Origin of the sequence: Wenzhouxiangella indolica (assembly GCF_042310355.1) — a bacterium.
Lineage (GTDB): Bacteria > Pseudomonadota > Gammaproteobacteria > Xanthomonadales > Wenzhouxiangellaceae > Wenzhouxiangella.
Window position 1 is genome coordinate 18,392 of the sequence record NZ_JBHJMR010000009.1, and the last position, 23,424, is coordinate 41,815.

Below are 23,424 nucleotides of genomic sequence, written 5' to 3' on the forward strand. Positions count from 1 at the left end.
CCGACAATGGTAACCGGGCCGTTGGGCTGAAGCTGTTACGCTGTCGCTGAGCGGCACCGAAGCAGGCCCGTCACCGCAACGACCACCGCGCGGACCCTTCGGTCAGAATGAGGGATCGACAACGAAAGAGGAAAGCGTGATGACCCTGCTTGTACTCGGTCTGATTTTGTTTCTTGGCACTCACTCGATCAGCATCATCTCCTGGCGCTGGCGCGATCAAATGGTCGCGAAGATGGGCGAGATGCCGTTCAAGGGCGTCTACGGCCTGCTGGCCATCGTCGGGCTGGTGCTGATCGTCATCGGCTACGGCCAGGCGCGGATGGACCCGACCTGGCTTTACCAGCCACCGGCCTTCCTGCGCCACGTCAACATGCTGCTGATGCTGTTCGTGTTTCCGGCCCTACTGGCGGCGTATTTTCCCGGCCGCATTCAGCAGGCACTGGGGCATCCGATGCTGGTGGCGGTCAAGGCCTGGGCGCTGGCCCATCTGCTGGTCAACGGCACCTTGGCCGATGTGCTGCTGTTCGGCGGCTTCCTGGTCTGGGCGGTAGTCGACCGGATTTCGCTCAAGCGCCGGCCCAAGCGTGACATTCCGCAGCTGCCGGCCTCGCACGCCAACGACATCATCGTGGTCGTGGGCGGACTGGCGCTCTACGTCGCCTTCGCCTTCTGGCTGCATCCGATCCTGTTCGGCGTTCCCGTCATCAGCTAGCGGACCGGCCGATGAGCGACCCGGTCGAATCGGCACCCCAACGACAGGAACCCGCCGAGTTGCTGCGCCGGGTGGCGCTGGTCGTCGTGCTCGGCGCGCTGGCCGGCATGGTCTCGGCGGTGCTGGCCAACGGCTTCGTGGCCGCCATCGGCTGGCTCAACGACCTGCTGCTGATCTCGCCGCGCAGCCGGATGATGGAAGACGAGGCCTGGCTGGTCACGCTGGCTATCATCATCGTTCCCACCGCCGGCGGGCTGGTCGGCGGCATCCTGCACCGCTTCATTCCCGACCGGCGACCGCACTCGCCGGCCGACCTGATCGCCGCCGTCCAGACCCGCAAGGGCCGGCTGCCCCTTCGCACCGGACTGCTCACGGGCGTTTCCAGCCTGGTCTCCCTCGGTTCGGGGGCCTCGGTGGGGCAATACGGTCCCCTGGTCCATGTCGGCGGCAGCGTCGGTTCCGGATTGGCGCGGCTGTTTCGCGCCGACGTGAGCAGCGACAACATCGCCATTGCCTGCGGCGTGGCCGCGGCCATTTCCACGGTCTTCCACGCGCCGATCGCGGGCATCCTGTTCGCGCACGAAGTCGTGCTGCGCCATTTCGCCCTGCGCGCCTTCGCGCCGGTGGCCGTGGCCTCCGTGCTCGGGCACGTGACCGCCCAGTTGATCTGGCCGCAGCCGCCGCTGTTCCAGGTGGCCGAGGCGGAAGTCGCCCATCTGTGGGAATTCGGGCTATTCGTCATCCTGGGCATCGCCAGCGCCGGCGTGGCGGTCGCCTACATGTCGGCGCTGCTGCGCATGGCCCGCGTCGCCGGGCGCATGAAGGTGCCGGCCGTGCTGCGCCCGGCGCTGGCTGGCCTGGGGCTGGGCCTGACCGCGCTGTGGGTACCCGACATCCTCGGCATGGGTTCGGAGACGCTGCGCCTGGCCTTCATCGAAGGGGCGTTCACCCAGTGGGAGCTGCTGCTGGTGATGACGCTCAAGCTGCTGGCCACCGCCTGGTGCCTGGGGATGGGTTTTGCCGGCGGCGTGTTCAGTCCGGCGCTGGTCATCGGCAGCCTGTTCGGCGCGCTGTTCGGCAGCGTGGTCGCGACGGTCTTCGGCCTGGACCTGTCGGCGCTGGTGGTCTACGCCGTCTGCGGCATGGTGGCGGTCACCGCGCCGGTCATCGGTGCACCGCTGACGACGGTCATCATCGTGTTCGAAATGACCGCCAGCTACCCGCTGACGATTGCCGCGCTGGCCAGCGTGGCCCTGGCGAACCTGGTGGCCTCGAGATACTTCGGACGCTCCCTGTTCGACCGGCAGCTGACCGAGCGCGGCCACGACCTCTCCGGCGGCCGCAGCCGCGCCATCCTGCGCACGCACACGCTCGCGGAGCTGATTTCGGACGACTATGTCACGGTCCGGCCGAACGCCCGGGCGGGTGAAGCACGCGATGCGATCGTCGAGGCCGGCTCGGCCGAGGCCTACCTGGTCGATGCCCGCGGCTACTACGTCGGAACCGTCCATCTTCACGAACTCGTTGCCGCCGACGATGACGAGCCGGCCCAGCGATGGTGCGACAGCAATGCGCTGAGCATGCGCGACGACGAAACGGTCTGGGACGCGATGAACGCGATGCGCCACTTCGTCGGTGAGGGGGTCGCGGTCCTCGACAAGGACGGGCGCCTGGTGGGAACGGTCTTCGAGTCGGAACTGATCAACGCTTACCTGGAATTGCTCGAGCGGATGCGCAGGGAGGAACATGCCACGGCCTGATCGGATATTGGTTTGCGCGCTTCTGACCGGCCTGACCGCCGCGCCGGTCGCGGCCGGGGAGGAGCCACTCGTGATCGCGACCTGGGGCGGCGCCTACGAGCGCGTGCAGCGCGAGGTGCTGTTCGAGCCGTTCGAAGCCGAGACCGGCATTCCCGTCGAGACCGTGCCCTACAACGGCGGCACCGGGGTTCTCGAACAGCCGCCGGACCTGGTCGACATGGCCATGAGCGAATCCCTTTCCGCCTGCGCGGAAGACCAGCTGGAGCCGATCGACGATCTGGAACTGCCGCCGGGCAGTGACGGCACGCCCGCCCGTAACGATTTCATCGGCGGCGCGCGCCACCGCTGCGCCATCACGCACACCGTCTACGCCACCGTCATCGCCTACGACAATCGGGCGTTCTCCGGCCAGCGTCCCGGCCGGGTGGCCGACCTGTTCGATACCGAAACTTATCCGGGCAAGCGTGCGCTGCGCAGGACACCGGCCGACAACATGGAGTGGGCGCTGCTGGCCAGCGGCGTGCCGCGCCAGGAGCTCTACAACCTGCTGTCGACACCGCGCGGCCTGCAGCTGGCTTTCAGACGCCTGGAAGAAATTCGCGAATCCATCATCTGGTGGGAGGCCGGCGACGAGCCGGTTCGACTGCTCGAGTCCGGCGAGGCGGTCATGGCATCAGGCTACAACGGCCGCTTCTTCAACGCCCAGCTCGATCCCGACAGCAGCATCGAGATCATCTGGGACGGCCAGGTGAAGGAATACCAGACCTGGGTGATTCCGGCCGATGCCGACCGGCCCGAGGCGGCGCGCCGCTTCATTCGCTTTGCCACGCAGACCGAACCGCTGATCGAGCTGGCCGAGCGGCTGGCCTATGGGCCAGCGCGGCACTCGGCCGAAGCCCAGATCCGGCGCCACCCCGAAACCGGCATCGACATGCGCCCGCACATTCCCACACACGCCTACAACAGCGCGAACGCGGTAGCCAAGGACATCGTCTGGTACGCGCACACCCTCGAGCGCATCCGCCAGCGTTTCGACGAGTGGCTCGCAAGCGAACAAGAAGACGAGAAAGCTCAATAGTCCGCGCGGATGCCGGCGTAGAGCCATCGCCCCGGCAGTGGCGCGAACCCGGCCTCCACCAGGCGCTTGTCGAGCAGATTGTTGCCCTCGACGAACAACTCGACCTTCGATGCCCGCCACCCCAGGCGCAGGTCGACCAGGGTTCCGGACTCGCCCGTGTTCCGATCCTGGTAGCGAGCACGCGTGGTCAGCCGGACGGACTCCCCCAGCCGCCAGACCGCGCCGCCGGTCACGCCCCGCTCGGGGTAGTCGAGCGCGTACTTGATCTCCAGACCGCGCGCGTCAAGCTCGGTGTCGAGCACGGTTGCAGCCAGGTCCACGCGTTCGAGCCAGCGCTGCTCGGGAAACCAGCGCCACTCGAGCTCGCCGCCGCGGCTGCGGTGACCGTCAAACTGGCCGGCCTGCCACTGAACTTCACCCGGCTCACGCGCCCAGTCGATGAGCGTGTCGGTGCGGCGCTCGAACGCGGCCAGGTTGATCCGGTGTGCGCCGACGCGAAAGCGCAACCCCGCCTCGGCGTAGTCGGAGCGCTCGGGTTCCAGTTCCGGGTTACCCAGGTTGCCACCGGTCTGCAAGAACAGCTCGGTGTAGGAAGGCACGCGCGCCGAGCGCGCCCATGAGGCGAAGGCCGTCCAGCGTTCATTCAGCCGGTGCCGAACGGCGAGCGTCGGCAGGCCGTAGCGCCCGTAGTCGCTGTAGTCGACCAGCGAAACACCGGCTTCAACGGCCGTGCGCTCGCCCAGCGGCTGGCGGTGCACCAGCCAGGCCTGGGTCTCGTCGCGATCGTGCCGATCGAGCGCATTGGAGTCGATGCGCTGGCGCGAATGCGAGACTCCGAGCGCGCTCACGCCGCCGCCCCAGTCGCGCCGGCCTGACAGTCGCAGGCCCTGCACTCGGGTGGCGTGACGATTGATGAATGCGTTGCCGGCCACGAGCGTGCGAAACCAGTCGTCGTGCTCGCGCCACCACAATTGCGGTGTCAGCGTCCAGTCGCCCGCGTCGGTGTCGGCCGCCAGCCAGGCGGTGCGCGACTGGGTGCGCTCGCGCTGGTCGGGAAAGTCGGCGGTGTAGAACTTCCAGGCGCCGAAGTCGCGGTCTTCCGCGCCCAGGCCCCAACGCAGGTCCGTTTCGCCCAGTCCGGCGCCGCCGGTATAGAGCCCGCGATTCAACTCGGCATCGGCCCGGCGTCCCGACAGATGGCCGTCGGTGCGCAGGTGGTCAAGGCTCAGTCGATGGTCGCTGTCGCCCCAGGGCGCGGCGGCGGAGAAACCACCCGATCGGGTGTCGTGGCTACCGGTCCGCACCTGCCCGGCCAGCGAGGCGTCGCCGCCGCGCCGCGTCACGATATTGATCACCCCGCCGGTGGCATTGCCGCCGTAGGCCATCGCACCCGGGCCCTTGACCACCTCGATGCGTTCGATGTGGTCGACCGGCACGGGCAGGTTCAGGTTGTGGTGGCCGGTCTGCGGATCGCCCATGGGCATGCCGTCGAGCAGGATGACCGTCTGCTCGAAGCCGGTGCCCCGGATGCCGACATCGGCCTGCACGCCGGGCTCGCCGCGACGCCGGACGTCGACCCCGGCCACGCCGGCGAGCAGCCCCGACAGCGTTGCCGCCGGCCAGGTTTCGATCTGCTCGCGGCCGATGACGGTGACCGACTGGAAGCGATCCGCCAGCGAGTCGCCGGCCGGGCTGGCGCTGACCAGTAGCGGATCGAGGACCCTGGGCTGCTGGGCCTTGACGGGCTGCGGGGCAAGGGCGAGCGCCGCGAGGAACGCGGCGATGATCGGCCATGACCTGATTTTCACGCGCTTTGTCTCCACCTGAGATTAAAAGCGCGACAGTCTACCGCAAGTCACTCGAAAAAGTTGACAGGCGGCTTGCCAGGGCGCGAAACGAAATCCGACGACCAGCGCCCGCGGCGGCGGGCAGCGGCTCCGCTTCGAGCTCGGACAGAGCCCGAACGCAAGCGGCCTGTTCCGGCTGCCAGGCCTCGGGTTCTTCCGGGCGCTGGTGAGGCGTCGCGCAAGCCACGAACAGGCCGGAAATCAGTAGCGACTCAGTCTGTCGTTCCCTTCAGAACCGCCCTCTCAGACCGAACCCGACGTTGCGTCCCGGCTGGGGCGCGAAGTTCTTGAGGTAGGAGGTGTGCACCCGGGCTTCCTCGTCGAGCAGGTTCGACAGCTTGGCAAACGCTTCCAGTTCGGCGCCGCCAAGGTCAAAGAAGTAGCTGACGTTGAGGTCAAGCATGTCGTAGCCCTCGGTCGGCGTCTCGTTGGGCGCCAGGTCGTCGGCATCGGTCACGTGCTGGTATTCCAGGCTGCCGCGCAGGTCGCCGCGGTGCCAATCGACGCCGGCGATGTAGCGCGCGGGCGAAATTCGCGGCAGGTTGTCGCCGGAATCGAGCTCGGCACGCACCCAGTCGTAGCCGGCGCGCAGGTCGAAATGGCCCGCGGCGGTGCGCGGCAGGTGCCAGACCGCCAGCAGTTCGCCGCCGTAGAAAGTCGCGTCCTGCTGCCGGGTCTGGCGCAGGGGCAGCCCGTCGAGCGACTCGCCGGTCTCGTCGAGGTAGATGAAATCGTCGATAGCGTTGTAGAACAGGCTGGCCTCGAGATCGAAGTCCTCACCGTGACGATGGACGATGAAGTCCAGCCCGTTGGTGACTTCCTCGTCCAGGTCGCCGGCACCGCGCTCGAAGGTGAAGGTCGCCGCGTGCGGGCCGTTGGCGAACAAATCGCCCTGCGATGGCGCGCGCTCGGCATAGGAATAGTTCAGCGAGGTCTGCCAGCGATCGTCGATGCGCCACAGCACGCCGGCGCTCCCCGACACGGTCGTGAAGCTGCGTCGCGTCGGGCCTTCGGCATCGTGCGCGTCTTCGTGGCCGTCATCGCCTTGCCCGTCTTCCGCTTCGTCGTGGTGTTCCTCGAGCAGCTCATCGACTTCGACCTCGTTGCGCTCGACGCGCCCGCCGAGCGTCCAGGTCAGTTGGCCGGTTCGCTTCTCCTCGAGCGCGAACAGTGCCCAGGAGCGCGTGTCACCGTCGGGGATGTAGGCTTCCTCGCCGGTAGCGGCGAGCGTCTCGTCCTCGAACTGGAAACCCAACGCGCCGCGCCAACCCGCCACGGGTCGATGCTCGAGCTCCAGCCGCGCATTCCAGGCCTCGACATCGAAAACGGTGTGCGCGTGGTCACCAGCGTACTCGTGGGCTTCCTCGTGCGCATCGCCTTCCTCGTCATGACCCTCGCCCACCGCGCGTTCGGCGTGCGTGTAGTCGCTGTAGCTGGTGCGCAGCGTCGCCCGGGTAAAGCCCGGCAGGGGATCGTTCAGCGCGCCCTTGGCATCCCAACGCGTCTGCTCGAGATCGATGTAGACATTCTCGTCTTCGTGTCCGCCCTCGTCATCGTGATCGTCGTCGTGGCCGTCTTCCGACAGCAGCGCGTAGCGCAGACCGTTCAGCCCGTGCCCGCCGTGGTCATGGTCGTCCTCGGCTTCCTCGCCATGCGCGTGAGGTGCTGGAATGCCGTACTCGGTTTCATGGCGCTTGAAGGACACGCCGAAAAAACCGCGTGAACCGATCCAGCTCAGGCCGGCCGAACCGGACTTCGACTCGACGAAGCTGTTCTCCAGCGTACCGAAGACCCGCTCCTCCTCGTCGCCGTGCTCTTCCTCGTGACCATGGTCTTCGTCGTGATCCTCGTCGAACTCGAGTTCTCCGTAACCCGGAATCTCGTAGTCCGCGGCATCACGCCAGGTGCCCGAAACATTCCATGCCCAGTTGCCGCTGCCGCCGTCCAGGCGCAGCACGCCCGTGCGCTCGTCGGCCACGGTGTTGCCGCGCAGCTCGAAGCGTCCTTCGATGGCCCGGGCCGGCACCGACTCCGGAATCCGGCCGTCGATCACGTTGACCACGCCACCGACGGCACCGGACCCGAACAGCAGCGTGGCCGGGCCACGCAGGATCTCCACGCGATCGATCAGCATCGGCTCGACGCTGACGGCATGATCGTCGGACTGGGCCGAGACGTCGACCGACGGCAGGCTGTCCTCTAGCACCTGTACCCGGCCGCCACCGAGGCCGCGAATCACTGGTCGTCCGGCGCCTGGGCCGTAGCTGGTCGAGTGCACGCCGGGCTGCTGCATCAGCGTCTCACCCAGGGTCAGGCCGCGCCGATCGTCGAGTTGCTCGCCGAAGAGCACGTCGATCGGCTGGGCGGAGTCCAGCTTGCTGCGCGCAATCGGCAGCGCCCTGACCTCCATCTTTTCGAGTTCGGCGCGTTCGGTGTGCGATGCGCGGTCCGTTTCGGTCTCCGCCTGCGTATTCGCGTCCTGCGCCAGGGCGGCCAGGGGCAACAGACCGGCCAGAAGGAAGGTCGATCGGATCATTCGAGTCTCCATCGGATTCTGCGAGAATGTAATGTTATATCAATTCATTATTCCCCTTAAGCCGGCATCGGTCAACCCCCGAAGGCAGCCGGAACGCGACACGCGCGATAAGCGACTAGAATGCCCGTCAGGCCAATCCCGAACCCGTGAACATGAACCGAATCGAGATCCGACGCCCCGACGACTGGCACCTGCACCTGAGAGACGGTGAGATGCTGCGAGCCGTCGTGCCGGCCACCGCCCGCGCCTTCGGCCGCGCCATCGTCATGCCCAACCTCAAGCCGCCGGTACGCACGGTTGCCGACGCGCGCGCCTATCGCGACCGCATCATGGCCGCCCGGCCCGAAGGAAGCGATTTCGAACCGCTGATGACGCTCTACCTCACCGAAGCCACGACGGTCGAGGACATCCGCGAGGCGGCCGAGAGCGAGTTCGTCCACGCGGTCAAGTACTACCCGGCCGGCGCCACCACCAATTCGGATTCGGGCGTGCGCGATCTCGAACGCGTATACCCGGTGCTCGAGGCCATGGAAAAGCACGGCCTGCCGCTGCTGATGCACGGCGAGGTCACCGACAGCGAGATCGACGTGTTCGACCGCGAGGCGGTGTTCATCGAGCGCCATCTCGAGAAGCTGCGCCCGCGCTTTCCCGGATTGAAGATGGTGCTCGAACACGCCACCACGGCCGACGCGATCGACTACGTGGAATCCGCGCCCAGCCCGATCGCGGCGACCATCACCGTCCACCACCTGATGTTCAACCGCAATGCCCTGTTCGAAGGCGGCCTGCGCCCACACCATTACTGCCTGCCGCTGATCAAGCGCGAACGGCACCGCCAGGCCCTTGTCCGGGCCGCCACCGGCGGCAACCCGCGTTTCTTCCTCGGTACCGACAGCGCCCCGCACCCGAAACACGCCAAGGAATCCGACTGCGGCTGCGCCGGCGTCTACTCGGCCCCGGCAGCGATCGAACTGTACGCGGCGGTCTTCGACGCCGCCGGCGCGCTCGACCGGCTGGAAGGTTTTTCCAGCCTGCATGGACCGGACTTCTACGGCTTGCCGCGCCCGCAACAGCGGATCGTGCTGGTCCGCTCCGACTGGCGCGTCCCCGCGGCAATCGATGCCGGCGAGGATGTCGTCATTCCGCTTCATGCCACGCGTGCGCCCGGCTGGCAGCTCGCCGGCTTCTGAAACACGCGTTGAACCCCGGCCGCCGCCTCGGCGTCCGACGATGAGGTGATGAATAGATCCAGCCGTCATCCTTTGCGTTCGCGCTCGAGGCGTCTTTTGCGCCAGGTCCGTCGCAGACTGGGCTCCCGCTCGGTGCTCACGCTGCAGCTGGCGGGCTTCGCGCTGGTCGCCCTGCCCTTGCTGGCCGGCCTGATCATTTCCGGGCAGCAGATCGATCGCGTCACGCGCAACAGCGAACAGTTGCTGGACCGCAGCTTGTCGACCACCCAGTCGGCACGCCAGATCGGTGACCGTGTGCTCGGCTTCGAGCGGGCAGCGAGGCAGTACCGCGTGCTGCGCGACCGCGACGCGCGCAGCAGCCTGATCGAGCGACACCGGGCCCTGGTCGAACAACTCGACGGCTTCCTCGCGCTGACACCCGACACCCCGCTTGCCGAACAGATCCGCAAGCTGCAGGCGGATAGCCGGCAGGTTTTCGAACGCGTCCTCGAGGCCGATCCCGACCGGGAATGGCCCGGGAGCCTGGCCGGTCGCTTCGAGTCCCTCAACGAGCAGGCCGGGCTTTTGCTCGGCGATACAGAGAAGACCGCCGCACAGGAGCTGGAACGACTCAAACGCATGGGCGCGGCGGCGCGCAATTTCTCATTACTGAGCCTGGCACTGACGGTCCCCCTGGCCATCCTGCTGGCACTGTTGATGGCGGGCTACCTCAATCGCCGTATCCGCCGCCTCGACCGCGGCATGCGGGCGCTGACCCGCCCGGAAGGCGCCCACATCAATCAGATCGCAAGCCCGCGTGACCTGCGCGCACTGTCGATACGCATGGAGTGGGTTCGACGACGGCTGGTGCGGTCCGAGCGCGAGCGACGCCGGCTGGTCGGCCAGGTCAGCCACGAACTCAAGACGCCGCTGAGCGCGATCCGCGAGGGCACCAGCCTGCTCGCCGATCAGAACTTCGGCGCGCTCGGCCGGGAACAACGCGAAGTCGTCGACATCATCCAGTCCGGCATCGACCGGCTGCAGGAACAGATCGAGAACCTGCTGCGCTTCAACCGGCTGCAGGGCAATCCCCAGCGCCCCAGCCTGCAGCGCGGCGTTCGGCTCGACACCCTGCTCGATCGCGTACTGGACAATCACCGTCTGACGGTCGAGGCGCGCGAAATTCGTGTCGAGCGCGAAGCGCCCACCGCGATCAGGATCGACGCCGACCCCGACATGATCACGACCGCGATCGACAACCTCGTCTCCAACGCCCTGAAGTTTTCGCCCGACGGCGGCCGAGTCGGGACTTCGATCCGGCGCGAAGGCGAGTCCGCCGTGATCCGGATCGCCGATACCGGCCCGGGCATCGAACCACGTGATCGCAATCGGCTGTTCGAACCCTTCTTTCGCGGCGACAGCAGCCCGGCCCGCACGCAGCCCGGCACCGGCCTGGGCCTGGCCATCTGTCGCGACCTGGTCATGGCCCACCAGGGCGATGTTCACCTGGTCGATTGCACCGGCTGGTCGACCGTCTTCGAGATCCGTCTGCCGCTGAAGCGGCGGGGAGAGAACACACCATGAAACGCATCATCATCACTCTTGCGGCCATGCTCGCCGCGGCGACGCTCGCGTCACCGGGGGCGGCGCAGACCGACAACTCCGCCGGCAGCGAGGCAGTCGACGCCGGCGATATCATCGGGCGCGTTGAACGGGTGCTGCGCATGGACGCAGACAATGCCCGCCTGTGGCACACGGGCCTGGCCCATGTCGATGACTGGACCGGACAACTCGAGCGCGCCCTGCTCGAAATCCTCGGGCCGGACGATCTTCGCGACCCCGAGCGTGGGCTGGAACAACTCGAGCAGCTGGCCGATGCCGCGCCCGACGCGTCCGGGCTCGACGACACGGCCGCCACCGCCCTGGCAGTCGTCACCCGGCTGCTGGCGCAACGGATCGAGGCCGACCGGGAACGGCAGCGAATGGCCCGGGCCCTGCAGGGCGAGCGTGCGGCGCATCTGCGCACCCTCGAAAAGCTCGCCGCCCTGCGCGAGATCGACGAGGAAATCGAAGCGCGTGATCGCCAAGCCGACGATGGAGGGCCCTGAATCATGACAAAAGACGACCACGCTGGCCGCCAACGACCCGATGATGGACCGCGGATCCTGCTGGTGGATGACGACCCGTCGCTCCTGCGCCTGATCTCGCTGCGGCTGGAATCCAGCGGATACTGCGTCGACACCGCCGACAGCGGCGAAGCCGCGCTCGGACAAGCAGCGAGCCAGACACCCGATGTCGTCGTCACCGACCTTCGGATGGAAGGTATGGACGGCATGGCCCTGTTTCGCCAGTTGCGCGAACAGGATCCGACGCTTCCGGTCATCATCCTGACCGCGCATGGCACCATCCCCGACGCCGTCGCCGCCACCCGCGAAGGCGCCTTCGGATTTCTCACCAAGCCCTTCGACAGCCGAGAACTGCTGGAAACCATCGCCGAGGCCGTCGATACCCGCCCGGGTGAGTCCCGTAGCGGCAGCGACTGGCGACGCGCAATCGTGACCAGGAGCCGCGCCATGGAGCGCCTGCTCGCGGAGATCGAACTGATTGCCGAAAGCAACGCCAGCGTCCTCATCTGCGGCGAGAGCGGCTCGGGCAAGGAGATCATCGCCCGGGCCATCCACGACGCAGGCCCGCGCAGCGACCACGCGTTCGTGGCCATCAACTGCGCCGCGGTGCCGGCGGAGTTGCTCGAGTCCGAACTGTTCGGGTACCGCAAGGGCGCCTTCACCGGGGCCGACCGGGACCATGCCGGCCTGTTCGAGCAGGCGCGCGGCGGCACCCTGCTGCTCGACGAGATCGGCGACATGCCCGCCGCCTTTCAGGCCAAGCTGCTCAGGGCCTTGCAGGAGCAGCGCATTCGCCCGGTCGGGGCGGCGGAGGAGATCGAAACCGACGTCCACCTCGTGTCGGCCACCCACCGTGACCTGGAACAGGCGATTCGCGACGGAGACTTCCGCGAAGACCTCTACTATCGCCTCAACGTCGTGCAACTCGACATTCCCGCGCTGCGGGATCGCCCCGAAGACATCGTGCCGCTGGCCGAGCACTTCCTGGCGCAATTGCAGTCGGACAAGCCCCGCGACAAGCGCGTCGCGGGGTTCTCGCGCGAGGCGTTGCGGGCGCTGCTCGGGCACGACTGGCCGGGCAACGTGCGGCAGTTGCGCAACGTCGTCGAGCAGGCCTGCGTGCTGTGCCGTCGCGGACCGATTCCCGAGCACCTCGTCCGGCGCGCCCTGCGGCAGGAATCAGGCGGCGTGACGCCGCTGGCCGAGGCGCGCGACGGCTTCGAGCGCGACTATCTCGCGCGCATCATGCGCATGGCCGGCGGCAACGTCAGCGAAGCCGCGCGACTGGCCGGGAGAAACCGCACCGAGTTCTACCGCCTGCTCAAGCGCCACCGGCTGACCCCGGGCGATTTCAAGCCCTGAAACCCAACCGTCGCCTGGAGGCGACAGGCGCGGTTGGCCTCAACCCGGCGGCTCGACGGGATCCGGGCGAACCAACCGTCGCTTCGAGGCGACAGGTTGACCCGCTCCTGGACGAGACGAAGGCGCCCAACCTACTGATTTTAAAAGGCTTTCCTGCTAATGGCATACCGCTTGCAAATATCGGGGCGAGCCAATCCGGCTCGCTGAATCGAGCAACGCTCAAACCGATAAGGAGTTGATCATGATGAAACGCTCAAAGCTCTCCGCAACGGCACTCATCGCATCCCTGGCCATGGCCGGATCGGTTGCCATGGCGCAGAACCCCGGCTTCGAAGAGCTCGACCGCGACGAGGACGGTTATATCAGCGGCAGCGAAGCCATGGCCCTGCCCTGCCTGGCCCAGGCCTACCGGCAGATCGACAAGGAAGACGATCGGGGCCTGAACCGCAGCGAGTACGAAGCCGCGGTACAGAAGCACTGCCAGAGTTCACAGCAAGGTTCCCCGGACGAAGACTGGCCCGCTTCATAAGCCCAGACCCGGCACCGTGCCGTAACGGCCCGGTGTCATGCAACCCTCCCCAACCGGATTGCCCGTCGGCACCAGCGTGCCGGCGGGCCTTTTTCTGTATACACGCTCATCGGGGCATAATAACGGGCCATTCATCACTGCGCCCGAAACGGCATGGACCCGATCATCCTGTTTTTCCTGCTCGGCCTGGCGGCCGGGCTGCTGAAATCCGAGCTCAGGCTGCCGCAGGCGGTCTACGAATTCGTTTCCATCCTGCTGCTGCTTTCGATCGGTCTCAAGGGCGGCATCGAACTGCAGAAACAGCCGTTTCTCGACCTGGCGCCGGCCGTGGCGGTCACGCTCATCATCGGTTTTCTGATGCCGCTGGTCGCCTTTCCCGTGCTTCGAAAGCTGGGCCGCTTCACGCGCGCCGACGCGGCTTCCATCGCCGCTCACTACGGTTCGGTCAGCGTCGGCACCTACGCGGTGGCGGTCGCCTGGTTGGCCACGCGCGAGATCGGCTACGAACCGCACCTGCCGCTTCTGCTGGTGGTACTGGAGATTCCGGCCATCCTGGTCGGCATCGTGCTCGCCCGGGGCGTCCAGAACGACACGCGCTGGGGCGACATCGCCCACGAAGTCTTCCTGGGCAAGGGCATCGTGCTGTTGATCGGCGGGCTGTTGATCGGCTGGTTGTCCGATCCCGAGGGCCTGAAATCCATCGAGCCGCTGTTCATGGATCTGTTCAAGGGAATCCTGGCCATCTTCCTGCTCGAGATGGGCCTGATCGCCGCCGCACGGGCCGGCAGCCTTCGGCGCTACGGGCTCTTCCTTATCGGTTTCGGTATCGTGATGCCGCTGTTCGGCGCGTTGATCGGGGCTTCGGCAGGCTGGTTGCTGGACATGTCCGAAGGCGGCACCATGCTGATGGCAGTGCTGGCCGCGAGCGCCTCCTATATCGCGGTGCCGGCGGCCATGCGCATCTCGGTGCCGGAGGCCAACCCGACCCTGTCGCTGACCGCCTCGCTGGGCATCACGTTTCCGTTCAACGTGCTGGTCGGCATTCCGCTTTACTGGCGGCTGGCCGAATTCATCCACCAGACACTCTAGGCCCGAAGGAGACCAAGCGATGAGCATCCAGGAAGACTACCGGCGAAAGCTCCTGACGGTGATCACCGAGGCCGCCCTCGAGACGCACCTGACCCGCGACCTCGACCAGCTCGGTGCGCCGGGCTACACCATCACCAATGCCCGCGGCCGGGGTCAGCGCGGCGTGCGCAAGGCAGGCTGGGAAGCCGACAGCAACATCCGCGTCGAAGTCATCTGCGACGACGAAACGGCCGACAAGATCGCCCGGCACCTGCGGGAACGTTACTACGACAATTACGCCATGATCCTGGCGCTCTCCGATGTGGAAGTGCTGCGACCGGAGAAGTTCAAGCCGTGATTCGCCTGGGCACCAGCGACGCAGACCTGAAGCGGGCGGCCGAATTCCTCGCCCGCGGCGAGCTGGTCGCCGTGCCGACCGAAACCGTCTACGGCCTGGCCGCCGACGCCACCGACCCGCACGCCGTACGCCGCATCTTTGCCGCCAAGGGCCGTCCAATCGACCACCCGCTGATCGTCCACCTGCCCGGCGTGGAGGCCATGGACCAATGGGCTGCGGAGGTACCCGAATCGGCTCGCCGCCTGTCCCGCGCTTTCTGGCCCGGCCCGCTGACCCTGATCCTGCCCCGGGCCGAGCAGGTCCCGAACGAGGTTACCGGCGGGCAGGAAACGGTCGGTCTGCGCGTGCCGGGCCACTCGGTCACGCTCAGGTTGCTGAAGCTCCTGGGCCGGGCCGTCGCCGCCCCCTCGGCCAACCGCTTTGGCCGCATCAGCCCGACGACCGCCGAGCACGTCGTCAGCGAGTTCCAGGGGCGCGACAGCGTTGCCGCCGTCATCGACGGCGGCGCCTGCGAAGTCGGCGTGGAGTCGACCATCGTCGACTGCACGGGAGACCACGCACGTGTCCTGCGTCCGGGCATGATCGGCCTCGAACAACTCAGCCAGGTACTCGGCGAGCCGCCCGTCCTGGCCAACGAATCGGAAGGCCCGAGGACCGCTGGCCGATTGCCCTCGCACTACGCTCCGGAGACCCGGGTCGAGCTGGTCGACGCCGGCGTTCTGCAAGAACCGGATCCGGCGGCGGCCGTCCTGGCCCTGGACGGAACGCGGGACCCGGGCGGGTTCAAGGCCTGGCAGTCGCTACCCGCCGAACCGGGCGCCTATGCCCGCGGCCTTTACGCGGCACTGCGCAGGCTCGACCAGGTCGGCGCGGCACGTATCCTGATTCAGCACCCGCCGAGGGAAACCGGCTGGATCGCCCTCCACGACCGCCTCGTTCGAGCCGCAAGCCATTGACCCGGCGGCCGGGTGGATGGCCGCTGGTTGGGTACTGAACGCGCCTCCAAGCCGCCGCCGCGTCGTCATCAGACCACGCGCATGAACGCCAGGCACGCAACCGCCAGGGCCAGCGTGGAAAAGGCCAGGGCGGCCAGTCCCAGCCCATTGTGCGGGCTTGCGCCCCGGCGCTCGTCGTGCCAGGGGCCCTGCGAGACCCGGCAATGGCCGAGACAATAGCCGCGGCGCGGCACGGTTCGGATCACCTCTTCGTCCACTCCAAGCCGGTCGAAATGGCGCCGAAGACGCGAAACGAGCACGGTCAGGGCATCGTCGCAGACATCGCCATCACCCCAGATGGCGTCCAGCAGTTCACCCCGCCCAACGACTATGCCGGACTCGTGACTCAGCAAAACGGAGAGGAGCCTCGCCTCCCTGGGCGCCAATCGGCGCTGCCTCCCGCCTCGCTCGAGCGTGCGTGCAGAAACATCGAAATGGATTGACAGCCGCCCGAGCAGCGAATCCCCCGGGGTGGACACCGGCGTGAAATCGAGCATGTCAATCCCTCCCTAAAGCGGACTTCATCACGCTTCCGATCTCTTTTTTAGACCTCTGTCGCCGGGATGGCAAGCATCTCGACAGGAAAAGCCGCGTATTCCCGGTCATCGTCCGACTTCGCCGGGGCGTCCCGATGATGGGAGCCGCCTTGCCAACGACCCTTGCACCGGCATCGAGCGCGGCGAACTTCGCACACTCGGCAGCGAACTGCTGCTGCGCGAAATCAAGTTCATCGAGTAACCATTCCGCAACCGCAGGAGGCATAGGAGGATCATGCCGCGGGCGCCTCGCCCGCGGCATTCCCAAGCCCGCACCAGAGCCGGTTTATACTCCCGTCAAGCCCGACGTCGGGACAGCACCCTGCCCCCGCAAGAGAATATTCAACGCGACCTCTACCCCGACGCGCTGCGCGCCCTGGCGCTGCTCATCGTGGTATTCGGGCACTGGTTTGCGACCCTGCCGCGACTCGACGGCGGCGAGTTGGTCGCTACCGACCATCTTCTCCATGCCTGGATCCCCGCCGCCTTTCTGACCTGGGCCGTCCAGGTTGTTCCGTTGTTCGTGTTCGTCTCCGCGGCCGTCAGCACCGACGGTGTTGCACGCCGGCTTCATCACGGGCATCCCCAGGTTCAGTGGTGGGGAAGCCGGGCCCTTCGCCTTGCCCGGCCCACCGTCACCTACCTCGCCGCGCTGACTCTCCTCGTGATCGCGGCGCACTTCACCGGCGGACGTTTCCTGGGCACTTTCGACGGTTCGCTGACCGTTCACCTATGGTTCCTGATCATGCTGCTGGTCGTCCAGGCCCTGCTACCGCTGAGCGTGGCGGCCGACCGGCGCTTCGGCATGCGAGCCATCCTGGGCCTGATCGTGCTCGCCGCCGTCTTCGACATCCTCCGGTCGGGCGCTTTCTGGCCTGCGCAGTGGCCCACGCTGGGGGCCCGCGTGACCGGCAGCGACGGCGGTATCGGCTGGCTCAATGCCTTCGTCGTCTGGCTGCTGCCGCAACAGCTCGGTATCGCCTGGAAGCGGGGTCGATTCGAGGGCGCCTTCACGGGATTGCTGCTGTTCGCGCTCGGCGCCGGCTGGCTGGTCGGCGCTGTGATGAGCGGCTACCCCGTGGGCATGATCGGCTTCGACCTCGAGGGCAACAGCAACATGCTGCCGCCGACCCTGGCGCTGATCGGCGTGATATGGCTGCAGGTCGGCCTGGTGCTGTTATGCGAGCGGCCGGCACGCTGGCTGCTCGACCGCGAACGCCTGGCCGGCGTCGTTGCATTCCTCGGCGCCTTCGGCATGCCGCTCTATCTCTGGCACAAGCTGGCCGAACTGCCGGCCGCCTGGCTGGGGGAGATCCTCGGCGCCCCGATCGACGCCGGCACCCCCGGCGATCCCGGCTTCTGGAGCGGCCGATTGTGGTGGCTCGGGCTGTGCCTGCTGATGGTCGTGCCCGTGCTCGCGATCGTGGCCTGGATCGAAACCCAGCGGCGCAAGACCGTGCCCCACGCCGAGTCGACACCGGCCATCCTTGCCGGCGGCGCCGCGCTCCTTGCCGGGTTGGGCCTGGCGCTGGTCATGGGTGCGGTGCCCGGAGCAGTCATCGGCTTGGTCGGCGTCGCGCTCGCCTCACAGCTGCTTCGCCGGCGGGTTGCTTGACCGCATTAGAATACTGCGCACCCTCACAGCATGCGGCGACCCCGTGAAGCACGACGCCCAGGATCTGATCGACCTGTTCAACGCGCAGTTCGAAGCCAGTCACAACACCGTGCTGGTGCGCGGCGACGACGAGCCGCTGTACCTGCCGGCCGACGCCGACAACCCACGACACCGGATCATCTTCGCGCACGGCTTCTTCGCCAGCGCCCTGCACGAAATCGCGCACTGGTGCATTGCCGGGCGACGACGGCGCATGCAGGTCGACTACGGCTACTGGTACCTTCCCGACGGCCGCGATGCCGACGAACAGCGCGAATTCGAGCGCGTGGAGGAAAAGCCACAGGCTATCGAGTGGGCATTCCATATCGCGGCGGGCTCGAGCTTCCGGATCAGCGTCGATAACCTCTCCGGCGCGGCGGTGGATGTCGAGCGGTTCCGGCGGCGCGTATTCGACCGTCTCGACAGCTACCAGGCCAACGGCTTTCCCGCGCGCGCCCAAAGGTTCATCGAGATTCTGTGCAACTTCTATCGGCGCGAGTGGCACCTGCCGGAAGCGCCACGCGCCTGACGCACAGGCCCTGCACCGTTCAGGTCGAAGGTGACCGCGTTCGACTCATTCGGGCTGCGGCAGGGGGGGCAGATCGAGCGCCTCGCGCTCGGCGTTGATCAGCCTGAAATTGCGCGTGACCACTTGCTTGTAGCCGTCATGGCCGCGCAACCCGGCCAGTGCGGGCCGATTGGTAAGCTGCGGGTCGCGATAACCGGCATCGATGGCCATATTGAGCAACTCCACGGCCCGTTCGTGCCGACCGTCCAGCGCTTCGAGGCTGGCCCGGATCACGCGGAACAAGGGCATGTCATAGCCCTGATCCAGCGGCGTTGCCAAACGCTCGCGCCAATGCGCGATGGTGCCGGCCAGGGCCTCTTCACGCCCGAGATGATACTGCGCGGCCGCAATGGGTATCACTTCCGCCGACATGTCGTCGAAACCGAAGCGGCGCTCGAGCGCGCCCAGTCCGCCCCAGCGCCGGTCGTAGTATTCCAGTACCGCTTCGTGGCGACCGGCCCGGCTGAGGATGTACATCACGCCGTGAGCGGCATCGAGGCTACGCGGCGAGGCCGCGGCACGGTCGCGCGCCGCGGCCACGGCCTCGTCGACCTGCCCGAGCGCCAGCAGCGCCACGTCGTATTCGCCGCCAATCAGATCCATCGATTCCCGATAGCTTCCCAGGGTGAGCTTCAGACCGCTGGCGGATGAGCGGATGAAGTCATTGCCGGACTCGAGTGCATGCCGCGCCAGGCGGTCGGCCTCGGCAAGCCGGCCGAAGGCTTCCATGGCCTCGAACTCGGCCAGGTCGCTCCAGGGCGAATCGGGAAAGTCCTCACGCATTTGTTCAACCGCGTTCAGGGCATTTGCCTCGTCACCGGCGAGCACGTGGGCGATGACGAGGTTGAAGCGGTTGCTGACGTTGAGCGGATCGATATCCGCCAAGCGTCGCCGCGCCCGCAACTCCTCGCGCAATCGCCCGGCGCTGCGCAGGTTGATGGCACGCCAGTTGAGGGCGTCCGACTGGCTGGGATTGCGTTCCAGAGCGCGCGACAGCGCCGATTCGGCGGCATCGACGTCGCGCTCGAGGATATGCATCAGCCCGGAGACGGCATGCGCTTCGGCCAGGCGGGGATCGATCTCGAGGGCCCGTTCGAGCAGCGATTCGGCCTCGGAGATGGCCGCGGCCAGCGGCCGGTCTCCCGGGGTGATCCGCGCGTCGGAGAGCATCAGCCTGGCCAGTGCCGACTCGGCCAGGGCGGGCGCGAACTCGCCATCCAGCTCGAGTGCCTGGTCGAGCAACTCCCCGGCCCGCTCGATACCCTCGACCGAACGCCCCTGCACCAGGCGGCGAGCCTCCAGGTAAAGATCGTAGGCCTCCATGGAATCGGTGCTGTCGGCGCTGACCGCCCGTCCGTCCGAGTCGACCAGGGTCAGCGCCAGCTGATTGGCGATGGCGGCGGCGATATCGTCCTGGATGGCGAAAACATCGTTGAGTTCACGGTCATAGGTCTCGGACCAGAGGTGAAAGCCTTCATCGGCTTCGATCAGCTGGGCGGTCACGCGCAGCTCGTCACCGGCCTTGCGCACGCTGCCTTCGAGCACGTGCGCCACGCCGAGTTGCTGCCCGATCTCGGTAATGGATGCATCCTTGCCCTTGAAGGAAAACGACGATGTGCGTCCGGACACCTTCAGTTCGCGAATGCCGGCAAGCAGGTTCAGAATTTCCTCCGACAAGCCGTCGGCGAAGTACTCCTGGTCACCTTCAGAGCTCATGTCGGCAAAGGGGAGAACGGCCACCGAAGCGGCGCGAGCGCCCGGCTCGCCGCGGAACTTGTCCCAGACCAGCCAGATCAGCGCCAGCGCCATGGCGGTCACGACCAGCATGCTGAGAACGGACAGAACCGTTTTCGTCCTTCCGGCCGAAGCGCCTTGCCGCTCGCTTGCGGCACGATTGGCCTGCTCACCGAAGAACCAGGCCACAAACAGCGCGATGGGGAACCCCAGGGCGATGACCAGAACCAGGGTCTTGAACACCCAGTCGGGTGCGCCGAAGTTGCCCAGCAGGATATCGCCCACCTGAACCAGCAGCCAGGCGATGACGAAATAGGTGGCGGCAACACGGAAAGTACGGCGCTGCCTGAGCTCGGCGATCACTCGAATTGCACTCTCCCGCTGGTGGCATCACTGCCGGAGCGAGTCGCTCCGGCGGGGCAGAGTGTAGCAGGCTCCTACGCGAAGAGTCGCCGGCGGTGTCCCGGCCGGGGGAGGTGGCAGCCGGCATCCGGCCGCCTCGCGATTCTCAGTACTGGAACCTGAGCCCGAACTCGTAGGTGCGCCCGAACTCATCGTACTGGTTGGCGTAGCGACGGTCGCCCAGGTAGGCGTAGAAGACCTCATCGGTGAGATTCGACACGTTGAATATCGCGGTCCAGTTATCGCTGAACTGATATTCCGAGGTGAAGTCAACGCGCAACTCATCGTCCACGTAGCGATCCTGGGAAGGGTCTTCCGGGTCCTCGATCTCGTCGAAGTACTCGCCGCGGTAATTTGCGGCCAGGCGCAGCGACATCCCTCCACCGTCGTAGCCGAGCGCCAGGTTGGCGATGTTGTCGGACTGCTGCGGCAGGGGTATGTTGCCGTCCCTGAACGACACACTCGCCTCCGAGTCGACATAGGTGTAGTTGGCGATCAGCAGCAAGCCGTCCCAGGGCGACGGCAGGAATCCGAACTGCTGCACAAAGCTCAACTCGATCCCGAACAGTTCGGCCGAATCACCGTTGATGACGGTCGAGACCTCGTCGAATTCCTGCCACGGTGCCTCGCCGGCAATATCGGTTGAAACGAAGAAGTCATCGATATCCTTGTAGAAGAAACCGGCCGAGGCCACGGTCAGCTCGTCGGCGGCGTAGTAGCTGAACTCGAGATCGAAGTTGTTGGAGTAGAACGGATCGAGATCGGGGTTTCCGATTTCGGCGACCCGGTCGCCGCCCTCGATTTCGACCAGCTGACGTGCCCCGGCATCCTCGAAGTTCGGCCGCCCCATGGTCCGCGTGAGCGCAGCACGCAACTGCCACTCATCGCTGATATTGAAGCGCGCCTGCAGGTTGGGGAAGAAATCCGTGTATTCGTTGCTGCCGGAATACGGCTCGATCGTCGGAATACCGTCATCCACGTCCTCGTTGACCAGCGACCTGAAGCCGGCCTGCGACTGGTCGGTGTGCTCGATGCGAACGCCAGCCATGAGATCGAGTGACCCGAGCGACACTTCCGACATCACGTAAGCCGCGTAGATGTCCTCCTCGAGCTCGTAGTCCTCGCCTTCGCTGTCGAGCAGGAAACCGGCCTGGTCGAATTCGAAATTGTCGCGATTGTCGAAGTAGAACTGTCTCAGCCGCCGCGTATCGACGTAGGGACCGAAACGACCCAGCGGATAGTCTCTCGAGCCCGCGCCGGCCAGATCGGCCAGGGTGAAATCACCGCCGAAAGACTCGAAGTCGAAGTTGTTGGCATCGTTGAACTTCTCGCGCAGACGAATCTTGCCCCCGAACTTCAGGCGACCCGGATTGCTTCCCCAGGAATAGTAGCGGCCGGCGTTGAAGGCCAGCGAGATTTCCTCTTCCTCGGTCAGGTCACTTTCGAGCTCGACCAGGTCGAGCTCGTAGGCTTCGAGATTCTCGAGCTGATCGAGGTCGCTGCCGAAAAGCCGCGGCCTGCGGCGGTCGCCGCCGAGGTCGTAGCCGATATCGAGCCCCTCGGCAATCAGCGCGGTGCCAAGCGAAAAGGGCTCGGACGTGCTCGCCTCGGAGTAGCCGGCCTGGTAGTCGGTATCCCACTGTCCCACGGTGCTCTCGCCGCCGAAGACCAGCGACAGGATTTCACGCGTTGCCGTGGTCTCCTTGCCGCGGCGTTCGACCTCGCCGTCGGTGTACAGACCGGCGTCGGCGCTGATCTCGACCGGGGTCGAATCCTCGAACAGGTACTCGTGCTCGAGTTCGACCTCGTTGTCGGAGAACTCGCTGTAAAGCGTGCGCAGGTACAACTCCGACCCGCCGTCGGTGCGATAGTCGAAATTGAGAACGCCGCCGACCCGCCTGCGCTCCAACTCGTAGTCGCGCTGCTCGGCAGCTTCGGGCGACCGGACCATTTCACCGGCCGGCGTCTCGATCAGCGGCCACTCGCCGGCTTCGACATTATCGACCGCGAATGCCCTGTCGTAGTAGTTGACCGACCCCGAAACAGCCAGGTTGTCGGTGCCGTTGCCAACGCTGAACAATCGCGTTCCCGTCATGCTCATCCGCGGACTGGTTTCCTCGAGCGGCTCGTTGTAGCTGCCCTCGACCCGCCCCCTGAACGAATTGCCGAGATCGAAAGCGCTGAGGGTCTTGATCTCGATATTGCCGCCGACGGCATCGGCATCCTGATCGGGTAGCAGGGACTTGGTGATCTCGACGCTTTCGACCAGTTCCGAGGACACGACGTCGAGGTTGACGGCCCGGCTGTCGTCTTCCGGCCCGGGAATTCGAAGCCCGTTGATCGTCGTCGTGTTGAATTCGGCATTGGCGCCGCGGATTACGACGAAGCGGCCCTCGCCCTGATCGCGTTCGAGCGACAGGCCGGGAACCCGCTGAAGGGCCTCGGCAACGTTGTCGTCGGGGAACTGGCCGATGGCGTCGGCCGAGAGAACGTTGATATTGTTGAGAGCACTTTGCTCACGGGCCAGCGAAGCACTCTGAACGGCGGCCTGGCCGACGACGACCAGGCGATCCAGTTCGCTCGTGCCGCCGAGCCGGATCTCGACGCGATTTTCCTCACCGGCGACAACCTCGACCGTCTCGGTCTTGCGTGCTGCGCCGACATAGGACACCTCGATCTCGTAGGTCCCCGGCGAGAGCTCACGAAAACGGAATTCGCCTTTGCGGTCGGTCGATGTGCGGCGATTGGTATCGAGAAGGCGTACCCGCGCGCCCTCGAAGCGAAACTCTCCTTCGGCATTGATCACGGTTCCCTCGAGGCTGGCCGAGGCCTCCTGGGCGGACGCGGATGGCATCGCGACGAACGCGAACAAAGACACGGCAATGCAGATCAGGCTGCGGCTCATTGAAATCTCCCGGAACGCTGGTATGAGTTCACCAGCGTGACAATCTCAGATGTAGCCCGAATGAACCGGCCATTAAACTCCGGTG

General features: G+C 66.4%; 18 protein-coding genes. 13 read left to right on the top strand and 5 right to left on the bottom strand.

The window, feature by feature from the left end; all coding sequences use genetic code 11:
• The first annotated feature begins 139 nt into the window (after positions 1-139).
• The 3 genes from ACDC67_RS10690 to ACDC67_RS10700 are packed head-to-tail and all read left to right on the top strand — an operon-like array spanning position 140 to position 3,550.
• Positions 140-712: an NnrU family protein gene (locus ACDC67_RS10690; protein WP_376692998.1), complete on the top strand. Its 573-nt coding sequence runs from the start codon at positions 140-142 to the stop codon at positions 710-712.
• An 11-nt stretch (positions 713-723) separates the two neighbouring features.
• Positions 724-2,472 carry a chloride channel protein gene (locus ACDC67_RS10695; protein ID WP_376692999.1) on the top strand — a complete coding sequence of 583 codons (1,749 nt, stop codon included), beginning with the start codon at positions 724-726 and terminating at the stop codon, positions 2,470-2,472.
• Complete coding sequence (locus tag ACDC67_RS10700; RefSeq protein ID WP_376693001.1) at positions 2,459-3,550, top strand: ABC transporter substrate-binding protein; 1,092 nt, start codon at positions 2,459-2,461, stop codon at positions 3,548-3,550. The genes ACDC67_RS10695 and ACDC67_RS10700 overlap by 14 nt, the downstream gene beginning before the upstream one ends.
• Here ACDC67_RS10700 and ACDC67_RS10705 read toward each other — a convergent pair.
• The gene (locus ACDC67_RS10705) at positions 3,544-5,358 is read right to left on the bottom strand and encodes a TonB-dependent receptor plug domain-containing protein (RefSeq protein WP_376693003.1); all 1,815 of its coding nucleotides are present in this window, start codon (positions 5,356-5,358) and stop codon (positions 3,544-3,546) included. The genes ACDC67_RS10700 and ACDC67_RS10705 overlap by 7 nt on opposite strands.
• Before the next feature lie 268 nt (positions 5,359-5,626).
• Positions 5,627-7,933 (bottom strand): TonB-dependent receptor, encoded by a 2,307-nt coding sequence (locus ACDC67_RS10710; protein ID WP_376693004.1) that lies wholly within the window; start codon positions 7,931-7,933, stop codon positions 5,627-5,629.
• 152 nt (positions 7,934-8,085) lie between these two features.
• Between ACDC67_RS10710 and pyrC the strand changes: the two genes are divergently transcribed.
• From pyrC to ACDC67_RS10750, 8 genes are all read left to right on the top strand, one after another.
• Positions 8,086-9,123: a dihydroorotase gene (pyrC, locus tag ACDC67_RS10715; protein ID WP_376693006.1), complete on the top strand. Its 1,038-nt coding sequence runs from the start codon at positions 8,086-8,088 to the stop codon at positions 9,121-9,123.
• Positions 9,124-9,171: 48 nt separating this feature from the next.
• A complete protein-coding gene (locus ACDC67_RS10720) occupies positions 9,172-10,686 on the top strand; it encodes a sensor histidine kinase (RefSeq protein WP_376693007.1) in 1,515 nt (504 codons plus the stop codon).
• A complete protein-coding gene (locus ACDC67_RS10725; protein WP_376693009.1) occupies positions 10,683-11,210 on the top strand; it encodes a hypothetical protein in 528 nt (175 codons plus the stop codon). The genes ACDC67_RS10720 and ACDC67_RS10725 overlap by 4 nt, the downstream gene beginning before the upstream one ends.
• 3 nt (positions 11,211-11,213) lie before the next feature.
• Complete coding sequence (locus ACDC67_RS10730; RefSeq protein ID WP_376693010.1) at positions 11,214-12,590, top strand: sigma-54-dependent transcriptional regulator; 1,377 nt, start codon at positions 11,214-11,216, stop codon at positions 12,588-12,590.
• 241 nt (positions 12,591-12,831) lie between these two features.
• Complete coding sequence (locus tag ACDC67_RS10735) at positions 12,832-13,119, top strand: hypothetical protein (RefSeq protein ID WP_376693011.1); 288 nt, start codon at positions 12,832-12,834, stop codon at positions 13,117-13,119.
• A 153-nt stretch (positions 13,120-13,272) separates the two neighbouring features.
• Complete coding sequence (locus ACDC67_RS10740) at positions 13,273-14,208, top strand: sodium-dependent bicarbonate transport family permease (RefSeq protein ID WP_376693013.1); 936 nt, start codon at positions 13,273-13,275, stop codon at positions 14,206-14,208.
• Positions 14,209-14,227: 19 nt separating this feature from the next.
• Positions 14,228-14,545: a P-II family nitrogen regulator gene (locus ACDC67_RS10745; RefSeq protein ID WP_376693015.1), complete on the top strand. Its 318-nt coding sequence runs from the start codon at positions 14,228-14,230 to the stop codon at positions 14,543-14,545.
• Positions 14,542-15,501, top strand: a complete 960-nt coding sequence (locus ACDC67_RS10750) for an L-threonylcarbamoyladenylate synthase (RefSeq protein ID WP_376693016.1) — start codon at positions 14,542-14,544, stop codon at positions 15,499-15,501. Before ACDC67_RS10745 ends, ACDC67_RS10750 begins: the two co-directional genes overlap by 4 nt.
• 68 nt (positions 15,502-15,569) lie before the next feature.
• Here ACDC67_RS10750 and ACDC67_RS10755 read toward each other — a convergent pair whose 3' ends face one another.
• Entirely contained in the window at positions 15,570-16,037 is a 468-nt protein-coding gene (locus ACDC67_RS10755; protein ID WP_376693018.1) for a winged helix-turn-helix domain-containing protein, read from the bottom strand.
• Between the two features lie 274 nt (positions 16,038-16,311).
• Between ACDC67_RS10755 and ACDC67_RS10760 the strand changes: the two genes are divergently transcribed.
• The gene (locus ACDC67_RS10760; RefSeq protein ID WP_376693020.1) at positions 16,312-17,691 is read left to right on the top strand and encodes an acyltransferase family protein; all 1,380 of its coding nucleotides are present in this window, start codon (positions 16,312-16,314) and stop codon (positions 17,689-17,691) included.
• A 43-nt stretch (positions 17,692-17,734) separates the two neighbouring features.
• Positions 17,735-18,259 carry an elongation factor P hydroxylase gene (locus ACDC67_RS10765; protein ID WP_376693022.1) on the top strand — a complete coding sequence of 175 codons (525 nt, stop codon included), beginning with the start codon at positions 17,735-17,737 and terminating at the stop codon, positions 18,257-18,259.
• 45 nt (positions 18,260-18,304) lie between these two features.
• Here ACDC67_RS10765 and ACDC67_RS10770 read toward each other — a convergent pair whose 3' ends face one another.
• Positions 18,305-20,395: a tetratricopeptide repeat protein gene (locus tag ACDC67_RS10770; protein WP_376693023.1), complete on the bottom strand. Its 2,091-nt coding sequence runs from the start codon at positions 20,393-20,395 to the stop codon at positions 18,305-18,307.
• Between the two features lie 145 nt (positions 20,396-20,540).
• Positions 20,541-23,339 carry a TonB-dependent receptor gene (locus ACDC67_RS10775; protein WP_376693025.1) on the bottom strand — a complete coding sequence of 933 codons (2,799 nt, stop codon included), beginning with the start codon at positions 23,337-23,339 and terminating at the stop codon, positions 20,541-20,543.
• Positions 23,340-23,424: the final 85 nt, after the last annotated feature.